This window comes from Microbacterium jepli, assembly GCF_047237905.1.
Lineage (GTDB): Bacteria > Actinomycetota > Actinomycetes > Actinomycetales > Microbacteriaceae > Microbacterium.
In genome coordinates, this window is sequence record NZ_JBDFLW010000005.1 from 1,104,756 (window position 1) to 1,119,348 (window position 14,593).

17 protein-coding genes, 1 tRNA gene and 2 pseudogenes are annotated in these 14,593 nt (G+C 67.9%); 10 read left to right on the top strand and 10 right to left on the bottom strand.

What is annotated here, in order from left to right; all coding sequences use genetic code 11:
* Nucleotides 1-47 precede the first annotated feature (47 nt).
* Both ABC304_RS09400 and ABC304_RS09405 read right to left on the bottom strand, forming a co-directional pair.
* Nucleotides 48-644, bottom strand: a complete 597-nt coding sequence (locus ABC304_RS09400) for a VOC family protein (protein ID WP_412930343.1) — start codon at nt 642-644, stop codon at nt 48-50.
* A 245-nt stretch (nt 645-889) separates the two neighbouring features.
* Nucleotides 890-2,050, bottom strand: coding sequence for a zinc-binding alcohol dehydrogenase family protein (locus ABC304_RS09405; RefSeq protein ID WP_412930345.1), 1,161 nt, complete (start codon nt 2,048-2,050; stop codon nt 890-892).
* Between the two features lie 72 nt (nt 2,051-2,122).
* On the opposite strand from ABC304_RS09405, the gene ABC304_RS09410 reads away from it, so the two are divergent.
* A complete protein-coding gene (locus tag ABC304_RS09410; protein WP_412930346.1) occupies nt 2,123-2,686 on the top strand; it encodes a TetR/AcrR family transcriptional regulator in 564 nt (187 codons plus the stop codon).
* A 42-nt stretch (nt 2,687-2,728) separates the two neighbouring features.
* On the opposite strand, the gene ABC304_RS09415 is transcribed toward ABC304_RS09410, so the two are convergent.
* Entirely contained in the window at nt 2,729-3,946 is a 1,218-nt protein-coding gene (locus tag ABC304_RS09415) for an alpha/beta hydrolase (RefSeq protein WP_412930347.1), read from the bottom strand.
* Between the two features lie 189 nt (nt 3,947-4,135).
* Nucleotides 4,136-4,912, bottom strand: coding sequence for a mechanosensitive ion channel family protein (locus ABC304_RS09420; protein WP_412930348.1), 777 nt, complete (start codon nt 4,910-4,912; stop codon nt 4,136-4,138).
* A gap of 272 nt (nt 4,913-5,184) precedes the next feature.
* Here ABC304_RS09420 and ABC304_RS09425 point away from each other — a divergent pair, with 272 nt between their 5' ends.
* Entirely contained in the window at nt 5,185-5,886 is a 702-nt protein-coding gene (locus ABC304_RS09425; RefSeq protein ID WP_412930350.1) for a TetR/AcrR family transcriptional regulator C-terminal domain-containing protein, read from the top strand.
* 27 nt (nt 5,887-5,913) lie between these two features.
* On the top strand, nt 5,914-6,306 hold the full coding sequence (locus ABC304_RS09430) for a hypothetical protein (RefSeq protein ID WP_412930351.1): 393 nt from the start codon (nt 5,914-5,916) through the stop codon (nt 6,304-6,306).
* A gap of 54 nt (nt 6,307-6,360) precedes the next feature.
* Here the strand turns inward: ABC304_RS09430 and ABC304_RS09435 are convergent, their stop codons facing one another.
* Both ABC304_RS09435 and ABC304_RS09440 read right to left on the bottom strand, forming a co-directional pair.
* Nucleotides 6,361-6,660 carry a putative quinol monooxygenase gene (locus ABC304_RS09435; protein ID WP_412930353.1) on the bottom strand — a complete coding sequence of 100 codons (300 nt, stop codon included), beginning with the start codon at nt 6,658-6,660 and terminating at the stop codon, nt 6,361-6,363.
* Nucleotides 6,661-6,955: 295 nt separating this feature from the next.
* Nucleotides 6,956-7,129: pseudogene (locus tag ABC304_RS09440) on the bottom strand (AraC family transcriptional regulator); the annotation flags it as partial.
* A gap of 17 nt (nt 7,130-7,146) precedes the next feature.
* Between ABC304_RS09440 and ABC304_RS09445 the strand changes: the two are divergent.
* A pseudogene (locus ABC304_RS09445) lies at nt 7,147-7,368 on the top strand (tyrosine-type recombinase/integrase); the annotation flags it as partial.
* Between the two features lie 49 nt (nt 7,369-7,417).
* Here the strand turns inward: ABC304_RS09445 and ABC304_RS09450 are convergent.
* Together ABC304_RS09450 and ABC304_RS09455 are read right to left on the bottom strand one after the other, a co-directional pair.
* Nucleotides 7,418-7,490 (bottom strand) — tRNA-Lys (locus ABC304_RS09450).
* 167 nt (nt 7,491-7,657) lie between these two features.
* Nucleotides 7,658-8,329 carry a fasciclin domain-containing protein gene (locus tag ABC304_RS09455; RefSeq protein WP_412930354.1) on the bottom strand — a complete coding sequence of 224 codons (672 nt, stop codon included), beginning with the start codon at nt 8,327-8,329 and terminating at the stop codon, nt 7,658-7,660.
* Between the two features lie 221 nt (nt 8,330-8,550).
* Between ABC304_RS09455 and sigK the strand changes: the two genes are divergently transcribed.
* From sigK to ABC304_RS09485, 6 genes are all read left to right on the top strand, one after another.
* Nucleotides 8,551-9,141 carry an ECF RNA polymerase sigma factor SigK gene (gene sigK, locus ABC304_RS09460; RefSeq protein ID WP_412930355.1) on the top strand — a complete coding sequence of 197 codons (591 nt, stop codon included), beginning with the start codon at nt 8,551-8,553 and terminating at the stop codon, nt 9,139-9,141.
* A complete protein-coding gene (locus ABC304_RS09465; protein WP_412930356.1) occupies nt 9,138-9,983 on the top strand; it encodes an anti-sigma factor in 846 nt (281 codons plus the stop codon). Before sigK ends, ABC304_RS09465 begins: the two co-directional genes overlap by 4 nt.
* Before the next feature lie 92 nt (nt 9,984-10,075).
* The gene (locus tag ABC304_RS09470) at nt 10,076-10,423 is read left to right on the top strand and encodes a helix-turn-helix transcriptional regulator (RefSeq protein ID WP_412932895.1); all 348 of its coding nucleotides are present in this window, start codon (nt 10,076-10,078) and stop codon (nt 10,421-10,423) included.
* Nucleotides 10,424-10,473: 50 nt separating this feature from the next.
* Nucleotides 10,474-10,881 (top strand): VOC family protein, encoded by a 408-nt coding sequence (locus ABC304_RS09475; protein WP_412930357.1) that lies wholly within the window; start codon nt 10,474-10,476, stop codon nt 10,879-10,881.
* Between the two features lie 46 nt (nt 10,882-10,927).
* On the top strand, nt 10,928-11,566 hold the full coding sequence (locus tag ABC304_RS09480) for a DNA-directed RNA polymerase subunit beta (RefSeq protein WP_412930359.1): 639 nt from the start codon (nt 10,928-10,930) through the stop codon (nt 11,564-11,566).
* Nucleotides 11,567-11,739: 173 nt separating this feature from the next.
* The gene (locus tag ABC304_RS09485) at nt 11,740-12,624 is read left to right on the top strand and encodes an aminotransferase class IV (RefSeq protein ID WP_412930360.1); all 885 of its coding nucleotides are present in this window, start codon (nt 11,740-11,742) and stop codon (nt 12,622-12,624) included.
* A gap of 68 nt (nt 12,625-12,692) precedes the next feature.
* On the opposite strand, the gene pstB is transcribed toward ABC304_RS09485, so the two are convergent.
* Both pstB and pstA read right to left on the bottom strand, forming a co-directional pair.
* Nucleotides 12,693-13,472 carry a phosphate ABC transporter ATP-binding protein PstB gene (gene pstB, locus ABC304_RS09490; protein ID WP_412930361.1) on the bottom strand — a complete coding sequence of 260 codons (780 nt, stop codon included), beginning with the start codon at nt 13,470-13,472 and terminating at the stop codon, nt 12,693-12,695.
* A gap of 25 nt (nt 13,473-13,497) precedes the next feature.
* The gene (pstA, locus tag ABC304_RS09495; protein WP_412930362.1) at nt 13,498-14,592 is read right to left on the bottom strand and encodes a phosphate ABC transporter permease PstA; all 1,095 of its coding nucleotides are present in this window, start codon (nt 14,590-14,592) and stop codon (nt 13,498-13,500) included.
* Nucleotide 14,593 lies beyond the last annotated feature (1 nt).

Genomic DNA, 14,593 nt, shown 5'->3' on the forward strand with positions numbered 1-14,593 from the left:
ATCGTGCCGGTCGCGACGTGGTCGGCGAGACTCCGAACGCGTATCCCTCAGCGCGCCCGGCGGTCGTCCGTCTCGAAGCCCGCGCGGCCCTGACGTTGCTCGAGTGTCTCGAGCTCTTGGAAGAACGTGACCTGCCAGCCGGCAGGACCCTGGACGCGGGCGTTGATCGTCCGGAACGGGGTCTCGGTCGGGCGCGCAAGAACCTCCCTTCCCGACTCCTCGGAGAGGGCGACCGCCTTTTCGGTGTCGGCCACCTCGAGTGCGATCCGGAGCGTCGGCCCGTCCGTGGCCGGAGCATTCTCCATGGCATCGACCGCGCGCGAGTGCGCGGTCGTCGCGAGTTCGATCGTCGCGACACCCGCGTGCAGGTTCGACACGCGATCATCGCCCGTTGTTGCGAACGCCGGTTGCTCGGGCATGCCCAAGACGTCCCGGTAGAACCGGACCGCCTCATCGAAGTCGTCGGTCTCGATGATCAAGCGGAGCTGGCGCGGCTGAGGAAGAGTCATGGCACCACCTTGCACGCTATCCGCCGATTCAAGCCCCAACTCGACGTCCACCGACGGCTGACATCTGCGGCAGAGCGGGCTGTCGCAGGCGCCGGCGAGAATGGCGGTGTGACCAGCGATGAACGGCGGGATCACTCTGCATGAGCTCGTCCAGCGCTGGCAGGTGACGCGTGGGGTCGCCCCCACTGACATCGGCCCGCAGTTCGAGCTGAATCGATTCTCGAGAAGCTGGCACAGAGACCACCCGAACAGCACCCACGCGCAGATGCTCTCCGCGTGGGCGGTCCACCGGAACCACCCCCGCGACGACGGGACGACTGATGGAACAGAGGCCGATCCGTCCCGAGCGGATGCTCCGCCATGGTTGGTCCTATGCCTGACTAGGCAGCGCCGGCGGTCACCTCGTCCACTCCGTCATGACGCGCGAGGGTGACGACCAGCTTCTCCGACGACAGGCCGCCGCGAACGGTGTCGAGGGCGCCCTGGATGGCGGAAAGGCCACCCGGCAACACGCGAGCGTCCGGATAGAGCTGATGGCTGCCGTCGGCGAGGGCATTCGGCAGGTAGCTGCGCCAGACGGCCGCCCCGACAGGGGAGAAGGCGATGGCGCTGCCCCAGATGAAAGACGCGCGCACTCTGCCGAGAAGGCTCCGGGCTTGCAGCAGCGCCGACCGGGACCCCAATCGGAGGAACAGCCGGACGCGTTCGAGGGAAAGTCCCGCGCGACGCGGTTGGTCGTAGAACAAGACGGGTGGGCTGGCCATGGCCACCCGTCTCGCGCCGGTGGCCCGCGCGATCCTGACGCTGGGGGTTCCCGAGCCGATGGCGATGGCGAGGATGCCGGCGACGGTCGAACCGGCAGTCGCGGCGACGATCCGGTCGACGACCTCCGGGTCGTGGTAGTCGAAGACGGCTTCGGCACCGAGGCTCCTCATCCGGTCGTGATTGCGGGTCGAGGCCGTCGTGATGACCCGATAGCCGGCTGCTCGGGCGAGCTGGATGGCATTCCCACCGACAGAGGTCGCCCCACCCCAGATGACGACGATCTCGTCCCGGGGTCGGGCCTGCCCCAGCGCGGCGTAGTCCAAGCCGAGCTGCTTCTCCTCGAACAGACCGGCCGCCGCCGTACTCAGCGCCAGCGGCATCACGGCCGCATCCTCGAACGCCGTCGCCTCGGGCAGCGGTGATGTCAACGCGGCATCGACCGCCACGAAGGCTTGGAAACCGCTCTCCGTGACGGCGTCCCTGCCCCGCTCCAAGCCCATCGCGTAGGACACCACCCGGTCGCCGGCCGAGAAGTCCGAGGTCTCAGCACCGACGTCGACGACGACCCCGGCGACGTCCTCCCCGAGGACGACGGGATAGCGCAGCCACCCGTACATGACCCGGCCATTCGATTGGATGATCGCATCCAGCGGATTTACCGCCAGCGCCCTCACTGCGATCACCAGCTGGTGGCGTCCTGCCGTCGGCATCGGCGCGTGGCGGACGGAGAGGTCCGCATACGGGGCGTCGATCCATGCAGCGCTGTTGTTCATCATGGGAGATCCTTCAGTCATGACACGTCGTGTCATCACTGTACTACCGATGACACGACGTGCCATCATGGTCGTATGCCGAGATGGTCGCCCGACGCTGCGCTCCGCCTCGAGGCGGCCGCCATCGACTTGTTCGAGCAGCACGGTTTCGCCGACACGACGGTGCCGCAGATCGCCGAAAGAGCCGGACTGACCACTCGGACGTTCTTCCGCCACTTCGGCGACAAGCGAGATGCGCTGTTCCTCCGCGATCGAGAGTTTCCCGAGGCCGTCCGAGACTTCGTGCAGACCGTACCTGCGGACAGTTCGCCCGTCGCGACGGTGCACATGGGGTTGACGGCCGCCTGCCGCGGTCTGCAGGGATGGCGGGAGCAGATCGCCCGTCGGCAGGCGATCATCCGCGGCGAGCCGGCGCTGCGAGAACGCGACTTCCTCAGGCGTCATCACCTCGGCGTCGCCATCGAGCAGTCGCTCGTCGACCGCGGTGTCGATGAGGGGCAGGCGCAGATCCTGGCGGCGATCGCCGTCACCTGCTTCGATCTGGCCATCGATCGGTGGCTCGCAGCATCCCCGGCTCCTGCACTCGAGGATGTTTTCGCGACGGTGTGGAGTGACGTCCGAAACGCCATGGACGGCTGACGCGCGTCCCGCCGACGAGGCGACCGCGTCCTCTGCCGTGGGCTATGCGCCGACCCGATCGAGGAACGCGACGAGATCGCCGAGGCCGAGGTAGGCGATGGTGCCGTGGGTGGCGGCGGCGACGATGCGGTACGTGACGTCCATGCCCTGCGACTGCACGAGCGCCACGTAGCCCTCGGTGTCGGCGGGGCGCACGAGCTCATCCTTCAGACCCTGCACGACCAGCAGGGGAGCGGTGAAAGAGGCGCCGCCCGCGGAGTTCTCCGTCAGGAGTGTGGCCCAGGGCTCGGTCGTGGTCGGGTCCGCCGAGACGAACGAGCCGACGACAGGCTGGGCGATCGCGTGCAGCTGATCGATGTGGGTGAGCAGGCAGAGCTCGTTCATCTGCGGCTGGATGGCGACGGCGGCCGGAGTGAGGATGCTGGAGATGTCAGCTCCACGGTCGGCATAGATCTCGGAGAATGCGCTGAAGGCGTAGGAGCCGATCGTGACGCCCGAGATGTCGTCGAGGTGCGTCTTCATCAGCGCGGAGAGATCGGCGGCCGGCGCGGCGGCAGCGACGGCCTTCACCGTCAGTTCGGGGGCATAGGTGGCGGCGAGCTCGGCGGCGAACAGCACCGCCTGCCCACCTTGCGAGTGGCCCCACAGCACGACGTCCGTTCCGGCCTCCGCCTCGGGGATCGCCCGCGCCGCGCGCACCGCGTCGAGCACGTTGTGCCCCTCGGTCGCACCGATCAGGTAGGAGTCGGGACCGGCTGCGCCCATGCCGGTGTAGTCCGTCGCGACGACGGTGTAGCCGCGGTCGAGGAGGACGCGCATCCCTTCGATGCCGAGGGAGGGGTCGGCTCCGAGGGAGGGCGCACACGCTGCGGCGGACCCTGTGGTCGGGTGTCCCCACGAGGCGACCGTCCGTCCGCCGGATGGTCCCGATCCCCGCGGCGTCACCACGACGCCGGTGGCGATCACCGGGGCGCCGTTGAGATCGGTCGAGCGGTACATCACCCGCCACGCCCGCGTGTCCAGCGGCACCCCGAGCAGCGGCTCGCTCTTCACGATCGACCCGGGCGGGCCGGCCGGTGCGTCGGCGGGGATGTCGTAGAACGCTGCGATCCCACTGCGTTCGTCGAGGTCGCCGACGATGCGCCCCGCGTTGAGAGCGAGCACGCCGCCGAGCAAGGCCACCACCACGACCCCCGCGGACAGTGCGCGGCGGTACGCGCGGACGAACTTCGGATGCCGGACCGGAGCGGGCGTCTGCATGGCACCATCTAAGCCGCGAGGGTCCTCGTCGTGAAGACTGCTATCCCCCGCTGCGCCGCGAGCGGAGGAAGCGCATGACCATCGGAAGAACGATCGGAAGGAATCTGAGAAGTTTGTACATGAGAGCTCCTGGTGGCCGAGCGCTGTGCCGACACCGCGGAAGGCGGCGTCGGCACAGTCGCGCGGGTTTTACGGGCGCGGGGGCAGCGGAGGGCGCTGCTGCTGAACGCGGGTGGCGGCCTGCGCCTGGTTCGCAGCCTGCTTCGCCTGCTCGGTGACGCTCGGGGCGCCCTGAACCTGCTGCTGGATCTTCGGAGCTTCTTCCTCCGCCTTCGTCAGCATCGCCTCCCAGCGCTGCTGCATGGGCTTGATGAGTCCGCCGCCGGCTCCGACGATGATGACACCGGCGATGATGGCGAGAACCGCGATGAGGATGGGCGTGGTGACCGAGGTCGCGACCTCGATCTGGTTGAGGGCGGCGGTCACGCCGAGGAAGAGGATGAAGATCGCGACGATGTTGCCGAGGATCTTTCCGTAGGACAGCCCGCCGAGCGTGTTCTGGATCAGGCCCTTGGCGCCGGCGGCGATCGCCGCGGCGATGACGATGATGATGATCGCGACGATGATCTTGGGCAGGAAGGCGATGATGCCTGCCAGCAGGTCACTCACGGGGTTGGGACCGAAGACACCGAACGCGAACTGCAGCACGAAGAGCACGAGCGTGTAGTAGACGATCTTCGCGACGATGTCGGAGGCGTCGAGCTTCGACGTGGCGAGCGCCTTCTTGATGCCGCCGCGCTCGACCAGCCGGTCGAAGCCGACCTTCTCGAGAAGCTTCTCGAGGCCTTTCGAGATGAGTTTCGCGACGATCAGCCCGACGATCAGGATCAGCAGGAACAGGAGCGCGAGAGGGACGAACGCGATGACGACGGCCAGGCCGTCCTGGAGGGATTGCATGATGTTCATGAAGTCTTCTTTCTTTCGATGGGTTGACGGATGCCCTCAGGGCGGCGAGCCATCGGGCAGCCGATGGCGAGCCGGAAACGGGCGCTCCCGCGTGCAGTCAGCGAGCCCGTTGTCAAGAACTCGGACCTGCCGCTCCGCGAGAGCGAAGATGGGAAGGCAGGGGTGTGGTGGAGACGTCGCTCCGAGAGGATCGGCTCGACGCGGGCTTGCTTACACCGTAAGCATGTCGACCTCCGCGCCGCCGGCTAACGCCATTGACAGGAGGATCTCGAGTGAGTAAGCGGTCCGGCGCGACGCCGCCCAAACTGAGCCGGGATCTGATCATCGCCACGGCGCTCGAGATGATCGATGAATCGGGCGCGCAGGGGCTCTCCATGCGATCTCTGGGGCAGCGGCTGAATGTCGAGGCGATGTCGCTCTACCGCCACGTGCACGGGCGGGAAGATCTTCTCGAGGGCGTGGTGGCGCTCTTGATGAACGACCTCTCGAGCACGATCGCCGAAGAGGCGGAACAGCACTGGCAGCCGTTCCTGCAGATCGTGGCCCACGAAGTCCGTCAGATCGCCGTGGACCATCCGATGGCGTTTCCCTTGGTCGCCACCCGCCATCCGGCGGCGCCCTGGTTGAGGCCGCCGCTGCGCAGCATCCACGTCGTCGACCTCTTCCTGGCCACGTTGATCCGGCACGGCTTCAGCGATCAGCAGGCCGTGGACGCTTACCGGTCGTTCAGCAGCTTCCTCCTCGGGCAGCTCCTGCTCGAATCCGCCGTTCGGGGAGCGAGGACCGCGCCTGTCGAGGAGCCACTCGACGAGGGCGACGCCGACATCCCCCTAGAGGACAGCAACCTCTCACTCGACTCGGCGCCGGAGGTCCGCAGGCTCCGCCCTCTCCTCAGCGAGGACCGCAGCAAGGAGGAGTTCGAGGTCTCGCTCGAGGCACTCCTCGACCGGCTCGATCACGTCTTGGCTCAGTGAACCGGTTGCTTACGCTGTAAGCTCGGCATGCGGCTCGGGGTCAGGTATGGCGGTCGAGGCGTGCTCGAAGTGGCGGCCGACGTCCGACCAGTGACAGGTGGGGAGCGCGAGAAGGAGATCTCATCCATGACGTTCCTCAGCCGGGGCACCATCGAACAGTGGGTCGAGGAGTTTCGATCGTCACGACGTCTCTCTGCCACGACCGTGTTCGTGATGCGGCAGGACGGAGCCGCGGGAGCCAACACGGGGCTGGTGGGCGTTCAGCTGACCCACCCGTCGGTGACGCTGTACATGGAGCCCGAGTCCCCGTCATCGGAGACGTGGCTCGTCACTTTCGAGCCCCGCGAGATGGTCGCGGTCCTTGATGCGGCGTCCGTCGCGCGACTTTCGGCCGAGCTCGCAACCACGTCGGAGCTCTGACTTCTCCGACCGAGGTCACTTGCATCCCGTAACCGCGTGCTAGTCGATCGACGGTTAGGCCGGGACCTTGTCGGCGAGGATGTCGATCCGTTCGATCTGCGGCTGGCCGAAGAGGACGCCGGTGTTGGCGCCGAGCGCCTGACCGACTCCACCGGCGAGGTGGGCGTTTCGAGCTTCGTCGTCGGGGAACACGTCATACACACCGAACGTCGAGGGACCAAACCGAATGGCGAACCACGCGATGGTGCCCGGCTCCTCCATGACCACCGACCGAGCATGGATCAGGAAGTCCGCGAGTTGCTCCTCCTTGCCCGGCAGTGCCTCGAGGCGAACGAGAAGAGCTTTGGTCAGCATGGTCGCACTCCTTCGCTCCGGGAGCGACGCTGTGGCCTGGCGGACACACGTGGACGGCGCCCCTGAGCTGTCTCCGCTCATTCTTCGCTGCCGTCCTGTGCCCCTACATCCCGTGAATGGGTGATTCCGGGCGGGGATGCCGCCTGAGGCTAGCTCGAGAGGCAGAGGTGCTCGGCGATTTCGCGATTGGGTCGCCGCCGCAGCTCGGCCACCCGTTCCAAGGTCGACCGCCGTAAGCCTGTCCATCTACGGGTGGTGACCCGCCTGCGCTGTGGTGCTGGCGGGTCACGCTCAATCAGGCACGTTCTACGGGAAGCCAAAGTTCACAGGTGGCGGTGCTGAAGTCGTCGGCTCGGTCGAGTACTGCCACGATGGACGGGCTCGGGCGAAGTCGCCATGGGTTGGACGGGAACCATTCGGTCGCGGTGGCGGCCTATGCTGCCTGTAGCGCGCCGGGGTACTCGCCTTGCGCTCGATGACGAAGGAAACGACCTCCGGCACACCGCGGCATCCCTCGCGATCTCTGCCGGCGCGAACGTCAAGGCAGTGAAGCGCATGCTCGGACACGCGTCCGCCGCGATGACTCTCGACACCTACGCCGACCTGTTCGACGACGACCTTGACGCGGTTTCAGCGGCATTGGACGACGCTGCGAGTGATTCAGGTGTTGTCAGATTGTTGTCACGCGGCCACTTCGGCGAGAACTGAAACACCGCGATCCCAGTCGAGAGTAAAGATCGCAGCGATCGGAAGACGGTGGGCCCCGTGGGGCTCGAACCCACGACCCGCGGATTAAAAGTCCGATGCTCTACCGACTGAGCTAGAGGCCCCTGCTGTGCCAGCCTACCCGGGGCCGCAGCATCCCATCGGCACCGAGCGACGCCTCAAACGCGAAACACAGGCGTGCAAAAGCGAAGAGACCGTCGACGCCCGAAGGCATCGACGGTCTCTCCGCCGTTCATCCCGTCAGAACCCCCTGCACGGGATGATTTCCGACTTAGGAAGCCGGGGGCATCAGCACCGTGTCGATGAGGTACACGGTCGCGTTGGCGGTCTTGACGCCACCGCAGATGACAGCGGACTCGCCGTTGACCTTGATGTTGTCGCCGCTTCCGGTGACCTCGAGGTTGGCGCCGTTGACCGTGGCGTGCGTGCCGTCGATCGCGTCAGGCGCGATCTGGCCGGGGACCACGTGGTAGGTGAGGATCGACGACAGCGTGGCGCTGTCGGTCTTCAGAGCCTCGATGGTGGCGGGGTCGATCTTGGCGAAGGCGTCATCCACCGGTGCGAAGACCGTGAACTCGCCGCCGTTCAGCGTGTCGACCAGGTCGACGTCGGGGTTCAGCTGGCCGCTGACCGCAGCGGTGAGCGTCTTGAGCAGCGGGTTGTTCGACGCGGCGGTGGCGACGGGGTCGGCCGACATGCCCTCGACGGAGCCGGCGCCGGACGGAACGGCAGCGGCGTAGTCGGCGCAGCCGGGGCCGACGAGGTCGGACGCCGGGTCCATGGCCGACGACGAGGCCGACGGCATGCTCGACTGCGAGGGAGCCGTGGTCGGCGCCATCGTCTCGGCGGTGGTGGAGCCTGCGCCACCCGCACAGCCGCTGAGCGCGATGGCGGCAGCGAATGCGAGGGAGATGCCTGCGGTGAGGCGAGTGTTGCGTGACATTTCGTTCCTCCTATGCGATCTCGTCGATCGCTGTTTGGATCAGAACCCCGGTGCGGGGGTAACCGGCGTTCGGTGTCGGTCTGTCAGCTCTTCGGAACCTGGTCGGAATCGGATGGGCCGGATCGAAATTTCTTCAGGAAAGTTCTGAACGGCCGGATCCGCGCCACGTCAACCGCCCGCGCCGAATCGGAAAGCCCTTCCTCTTAAGGCATGCTGGAGGAATGGTCATCGACGGGGTGGACGTACCCGACACGGGGTCGTCTCCGGTCGACCATGTCGGCGAGCTTCTGCAGCGCGTCTCGCAGGGAGATCAAGGGGCCTTCGCCCGGCTCTACGACCTGCTCTCCCCGCGCGTCTTCGGACTCATCCTCCGCGTCCTCGTCGATCGGTCGCAGAGCGAGGAAGTGCTGCAGGAGGTCTTCCTCGAGGTGTGGCAATCCGCCGCGAAGTTCGCTCCGAACAGAGGTCAAGGCAGGTCGTGGATCCTCACGATCGCCCACCGTCGGGCTGTCGATCGCGTGCGATCGTCACAGGCGAGCACGGATAGGGACGTCAAAGCGGGTTTCCGCGACATGGATGTTCCCCATGATCGTGTTGCAGAACACGTAGAACTGAAAATCGAGGGTCGCAGGGTCGTACGGGCCCTCGCTACTCTGCCGGAAGCGCAGCGTGAGGCACTCACGCTCGCGTACTACGGCGGCTACAGCCAGAGCGAGATCGCCGCTCTGGTCGGAGCGCCACTGGGGACCATCAAGACACGAATGCGCGACGGACTGACACGGCTGCGCACAGAAATGGGGGTGACGACATGAACGAGAAGGACTTCGCCGAGCTGGCAGCGGGCCACGCCCTGAACGCTCTGTCGTCCGACGACGAGCAGACGTTCGTCGACGCACTTGCCGCGCACCAGGAGTGGGACGCGCAGCTGCGCGCCGACCAAGACGTCGTCGCATTCCTCGCCGAAGGCGTGGCCGACGCGACTCCGCCGCTCAACGCGCGCTCCGAGGTGCTGCGCCGCGTGGCGGCGCTGGCCTCCGGGGCCGACCCCGACGCCCCGGCTGCCGAGTCGTCGACGCCTCCTGTGCCCGGCATCTCCGCCGCGGACGCCGCGCTGCTCCCGCCCGGATCGCGTGAGGACGGCACGACGCCCGAGCCCGCGCCAGACACCAACACGGTGCAGACCATCGCCCGCCGCAACTGGACGCGAGGCATCTTCGCCCTCGCCGCGTCGTTCGTCCTGCTCCTCGGCCTCGGCTTCGGAGCCGTGCTGATCAGCGAGCAGGTCAACAAGCCGGTTTCGGTGGTCGCCCTCGACCAGATCCAGTCCGCGCCCGACGCGCAGGTCGCCTCCATCGCCCTGGACGGCGGCGGATCGGCCACAGTGCATTGGTCGCCGGAGCTGGGCAAGACGGTCCTCGTCTCCGACGGACTGCCGGCGCTCGCGCCGCAGGAGGCCTTCGAGATGTGGTTCGTCCGTGGAGACACGCCCGTCGCGGCCGGCGTCTTCACGCCCGGTCCCGATGGTGACGCCACGGCGCTCATGGACGGTGCGATGCAGGCGGGCGACGTCATCGCCGTCACGGTCGAGCCCGCCGGCGGTTCACCGACCGGGGTTCCGTCGACCGACCCGATCATCGCGATCCCCACGGCCTAAACCGTCGCGGCGGTGCCGCCGGTAGCGTTGCGACCGTGGCATCCGCTCCCTCGCTCTCGACGCTCGCGCACCTCCGTCGCGCCCGGGACCTGATGGACCGGGAGTACGCCCGGCCGCTCGACGTTCCCACGCTCGCCTCCCGTGCACTGATGTCGCCCGCGCACTTCTCGCGCGAATTCAAGGCCGCCTACGGCGAGACCCCCTACGCCTATCTGATGACCCGGCGCGTCGAACGGGCGATGGCGCTGCTGCGGGACGGATGGTCGGTGACGGATGCCTGCACCGCCGTCGGCGCCACATCACTCGGCTCGTTCAGCTCGACGTTCCGCGACATCGTGGGGGAGACGCCGAGCGGCTACCGTTCGCGCCCGCACGTCATCGACGAGGCGATGCCGGCCTGCGTCGCGAAGATCCTGACCCGCCCCGCGCGCCGGTACTGACGAGCAGGATCGGAGAAGCGCCGCAGCCCGCGTCGTCCTAGCCTGAAGCCATGGCCCGCATCTCTCTCGCTTACTGCCCCGTGACCGTGGACGACGTGGATGCTGCGATCCCGTTCTATCGCGACGGACTGGGTCTCGACATCCTGAACGACGTCTCCTACGACGGACACCGCTGGGTGAGCTTCGGCTTCGCCGAGCAGCCCGGCGTCATGATCGTGGTGTCCGACCCATCGGCGGGCCGCTCCGCCGAGGACGGCGAAGCTCTCGAGCGGCTCGTGGTCAAGGGCTCCGGTCCGGGACCGTACGTGTTCTCGACCGACGACCTGGATGCGACGTTCGAGTGGCTGCGCGCGTCGGGTGCGGAGGTGCTCCAGGAGCCGATCACGCAGTCGTGGGGTGCCCGCGACTGCGCCTTCCGCGACCCGGCGGGCAACCACCTGCGCATCAACCAGCGCTGAGGCCGCAGCCCCGCCCGTCGGCGTGGGCCGCGGGTAGCCTGGACAGGTGAGCGACGGATCCAGGGATTTCCACAAGCCCGTGCGGCGACCCGCCGAGATGTTCGATCGGATCTTCGCCGCCGACGATCCCGCCGAGGTGTCGCGCGTCGCACACAGCACGGCGCAGGCGCTGCTCGCGCGGGTCCGCGCCGACGGCTCGGGGGAGGTCGTCGACCGCCTCGTGTCGTTCACCGACGCGCACGGCATCGACGACATCGCCGAGCTCTGGTCGCGGTCGCCCGCGCGCACGCTTCCCGGCGCGCTCTGGCGCCTCTACCTGCTGCAGCTGATGATCCACGACGATCCCCGGACAGCGGCCCTGCTGTACGAGCGGGGGCGCGTGCAGCTCGATTCGGCTGATCCGGTCGTCGCGGGGGCTCCCACTCCGGCGGGACCCGACGAGCTGGTCGAGCTCATCGACACCATCCTGCGCGGGCTCTTCCAGGGCGACTTCGCCGTCGCTCTGGATCGCGCCGCCGCCTTCGCACGGGTGCAGGCCGCAGGCGCGACGTATCTGGCCGACGACTACGACGCCACCGAGGCCGAGCGGGCATCGACACTGACGACGCGCGCGCTCCGCCTGTCGACCTATGCGGCTGACCTGACCACGTGCGCCACCCTGTGGCGTCGCGATGCGCTGACCTGAGCCGCGGCACGGCGGGCGCGGAGACACCCGCTGGAAGAAGTGCCGGACCGCAGAACGCCTCTCGGCGCGGAGCCGCTCAAAGCGGCAGATTTTGGAGCCCGGGGTTACTGCGGCCCGGCTCTTCAACGATAACGGACGCAGGGCACGGGGCATTCCCGCCCTAGGCTCGATCCATGGCTTGGCGTTACGCGATGATGCTCGACCCCGCAGCATCCGATGTCTCCCCGTCGTCCTTCGCCGACACGTTCCACGCGGTCGATCCGACGGCTCCGGCTCTCGCGGTGGGGGAGCTGAGCGCTCAGCGCGGCGACGGCGTCTTCGAGTCGATCGGCGTGATCGACGGTCACCCGCAGCAGCTCGGACCGCACCTCGAGCGCCTCGCGCACTCGGCCGCGATCTGCGACCTGCCGGCGCCGCATCTCGGACAGTGGCTCGAGGCTGTGACCGCGGCATCCGCTCACTGCGGCCCGGGGGAGTCGGTGATCAAGCTCATCCTCAGCCGGGGCGTCGAGCAGGGTCCGTCTCCCACGGCATGGGTCACGGTGGCGACGGCGGCCGACAACTCGCGCGCCCGCGCAGAGGGCGTGCGGGTCGTCACGCTCGACCGCGGCATCGACAGCGGGGCCGCCGCGCGCGCGCCCTGGCTGCTGCTCGGGGCCAAGACCCTGTCGTACGCCGTGAACATGGCGGCGATCCGCGAGGCCAAGCGCCGTGGCGCGGACGACGCCGTCTTCGTCACGAGCGACGGCATCGTGCTCGAGGCGCCGACGGCAACGGTCATCCTCCGCATCGGCGCCACGTACGTCACGCCGGCGCCGACGGGGGCGATCCTGCACGGGACGACGCAGCTCAGCGCCTTCGACTGGCTCACCGCACAGGGGCACGCCGCCGAGTACCGCGACGTGCCGGTGTCGGCACTGCGGACGGCGGATGCCGCGTGGCTGGTCTCGAGTGTCCGGCTCGCGGCTCCGATCTCCTCCGTCGACGGGGCGGCGATCGCCGTCGACGCAGAGGTCACGCGCGCGCTGAACGACCACCTGCTCACTCCGCACGACTGACCCGCGGAGACGGCGAGAGGGGTGGACGCCGCGCCGGGGCATCCACCCCTCTCTTCCGGCCTTCGGACTTATCCGAAGCGACCCGACACGTAGTCCTCCGTGGCCTGCACGGCGGGGGTCGTGAAGATCGACTTGGTCTCGTTGTACTCGATGAGCTTGCCCGGCTTGCCGGTGCCGGCGATGTTGAAGAACGCGGTCTTGTCGGACACGCGCGACGCCTGCTGCATGTTGTGCGTCACGATCACGATCGTGAAGTCCTGCTTGAGCTCCTCGATCAGCTCCTCGATCGCGTACGTGGAGATCGGGTCGAGGGCCGAGCAGGGCTCGTCCATCAGCAGCACCTGCGGGGAGACGGCGATGGCGCGGGCGATGCACAGACGCTGCTGCTGTCCGCCGGAGAGGCCCGAGCCGGGCTTGTCGAGGCGGTCCTTGACCTCGTTCCAGAGGTTGGCGCCCTTGAGCGACTTCTCGACGAGGCCGTCGGCGTCGGACTTGGAGATGCGCTTGTTGTTGAGCTTCACGCCGGCCAGCACGTTCTCGCGGATCGACATGGTCGGGAACGGGTTGGGGCGCTGGAAGACCATGCCCACCTGGCGGCGGACCGCCACCGGGTCGACCCCGGTGCCGTACAGGTCGTCGCCGTCGAGGAGCACCTCGCCCTCGACGCGCGCGCCGGGGATGACCTCGTGCATGCGGTTGAGCGTGCGGAGGAAGGTCGACTTGCCGCAGCCCGACGGGCCGATGAAGGCCGTGACGGAACGGGGCTCGATGGAGAGCGAGACGCCCTCGACCGCGAGGAAGTCGCTGTAGTAGACGTTGAGGTCGTTGACTTCGATGCTTTTGGACACGGGAGTTCTTTCTGCGGGTGAGTGGTCAGCGACCGGTCTTGGGCGAGAACACCTTGGCGATGACGCGCGCGACGAGGTTGAGGAGCATGACGATGAGGATGAGCGTCAGGGCGGCGGCCCAGGCGCGGTCGGTGTAGGCCTCCGGCGGGATGCCCTGGTTCGCGTACTGCGTGTACGTGTAGACCGGCAGCGTCTGCATGCGGCCGTCGAACAGGTTGTAGTTCACCGAGTCGGTGAAGCCGGCCGTGATCAGCAGGGGCGCCGTCTCGCCGATGACGCGCGAGATCGACAGCATCACGCCGGTCGTGATGCCCGCGATCGCCGTCGGGAGCACGACCTTGACGATCGTCAGCCACTTCGGCACCCCGAGGGCGAACGAGGCCTCGCGCAGCTCGTTGGGGACGAGCCGCAGCATCTCCTCCGTGGAGCGCACGACGACGGGGATCATCAGCACCGCGAGAGCGATCGCGCCCATGATGCCGAGGCGTGCACCGGGGCCCAGGAAGATCGCGAACAGGGCGTAGGCGAAGAGTCCCGCGACGATCGAGGGGATGCCGGTCATCACGTCGACGAGGAACGTGATGCCCCGCGCCATCCGGTTGTCCTTGCCGTACTCGACGAGGTAGATGGCGGTCATGAGGCCGATCGGAATGGAGATCACGGCCGCCGCCAGCGTCACCAGCAGGGTGCCGATGATGGCGTGCAGCGCGCCGCCGCCGGGGCCGACGACATTGCGCATCGAGTTGCTGAAGAACAGCGGGTCGAAGCGGGAGACGCCGTTGGCGACGACGGTGATCGCGACCGAGACCAGCGGGACCATGGCGATGAGGAAGGCCACCGTGACCAGGCCGGTCACGAAGCGGTCGGTGGCCTTGCGGGTTCCCTCGACGATGCTCGAGATGACGGTGATGAGCACGAGGTAGACGACGGCGGAGGTGACGAGCCAGCCGCCGTAGTTCAGTCCGCCGCCCGAGACGCCGTCCATGACGAGGAAGACGGCGAGCATGACGAGCAGGGATGCTGCGAGGAGGGCCCAGGGGACCCACCGGGCGAGGCGGCCGCTGCGCAGCGTCTCGGGGACGGGCGCGGCCTTGACGGGCGCGGGAGCAAGGGTGGTCATG

Bases quoted from the DNA above. Each gene is read 5' to 3' on its own strand.
- ABC304_RS09405 (WP_412930345.1), bottom strand. From the start codon at position 2,050: ATGATGAACAACAGCGCTGCATGGATCGACGCCCCGTATGCGGACCTC.
- ABC304_RS09410 (WP_412930346.1), top strand. From the start codon at position 2,123: ATGCCGAGATGGTCGCCCGACGCTGCGCTCCGCCTCGAGGCGGCCGCC.
- ABC304_RS09415 (WP_412930347.1), bottom strand. From the start codon at position 3,946: ATGCAGACGCCCGCTCCGGTCCGGCATCCGAAGTTCGTCCGCGCGTAC.
- ABC304_RS09420 (WP_412930348.1), bottom strand. From the start codon at position 4,912: ATGAACATCATGCAATCCCTCCAGGACGGCCTGGCCGTCGTCATCGCG.
- ABC304_RS09430 (WP_412930351.1), top strand. From the start codon at position 5,914: ATGCGGCTCGGGGTCAGGTATGGCGGTCGAGGCGTGCTCGAAGTGGCG.
- ABC304_RS09435 (WP_412930353.1), bottom strand. From the start codon at position 6,660: ATGCTGACCAAAGCTCTTCTCGTTCGCCTCGAGGCACTGCCGGGCAAG.
- ABC304_RS09455 (WP_412930354.1), bottom strand. From the start codon at position 8,329: ATGTCACGCAACACTCGCCTCACCGCAGGCATCTCCCTCGCATTCGCT.
- sigK (WP_412930355.1), top strand. From the start codon at position 8,551: ATGGTCATCGACGGGGTGGACGTACCCGACACGGGGTCGTCTCCGGTC.
- ABC304_RS09465 (WP_412930356.1), top strand. From the start codon at position 9,138: ATGAACGAGAAGGACTTCGCCGAGCTGGCAGCGGGCCACGCCCTGAAC.
- ABC304_RS09470 (WP_412932895.1), top strand. From the start codon at position 10,076: ATGGACCGGGAGTACGCCCGGCCGCTCGACGTTCCCACGCTCGCCTCC.
- ABC304_RS09475 (WP_412930357.1), top strand. From the start codon at position 10,474: ATGGCCCGCATCTCTCTCGCTTACTGCCCCGTGACCGTGGACGACGTG.
- ABC304_RS09485 (WP_412930360.1), top strand. From the start codon at position 11,740: ATGGCTTGGCGTTACGCGATGATGCTCGACCCCGCAGCATCCGATGTC.
- pstA (WP_412930362.1), bottom strand. From the start codon at position 14,592: ATGACCACCCTTGCTCCCGCGCCCGTCAAGGCCGCGCCCGTCCCCGAG.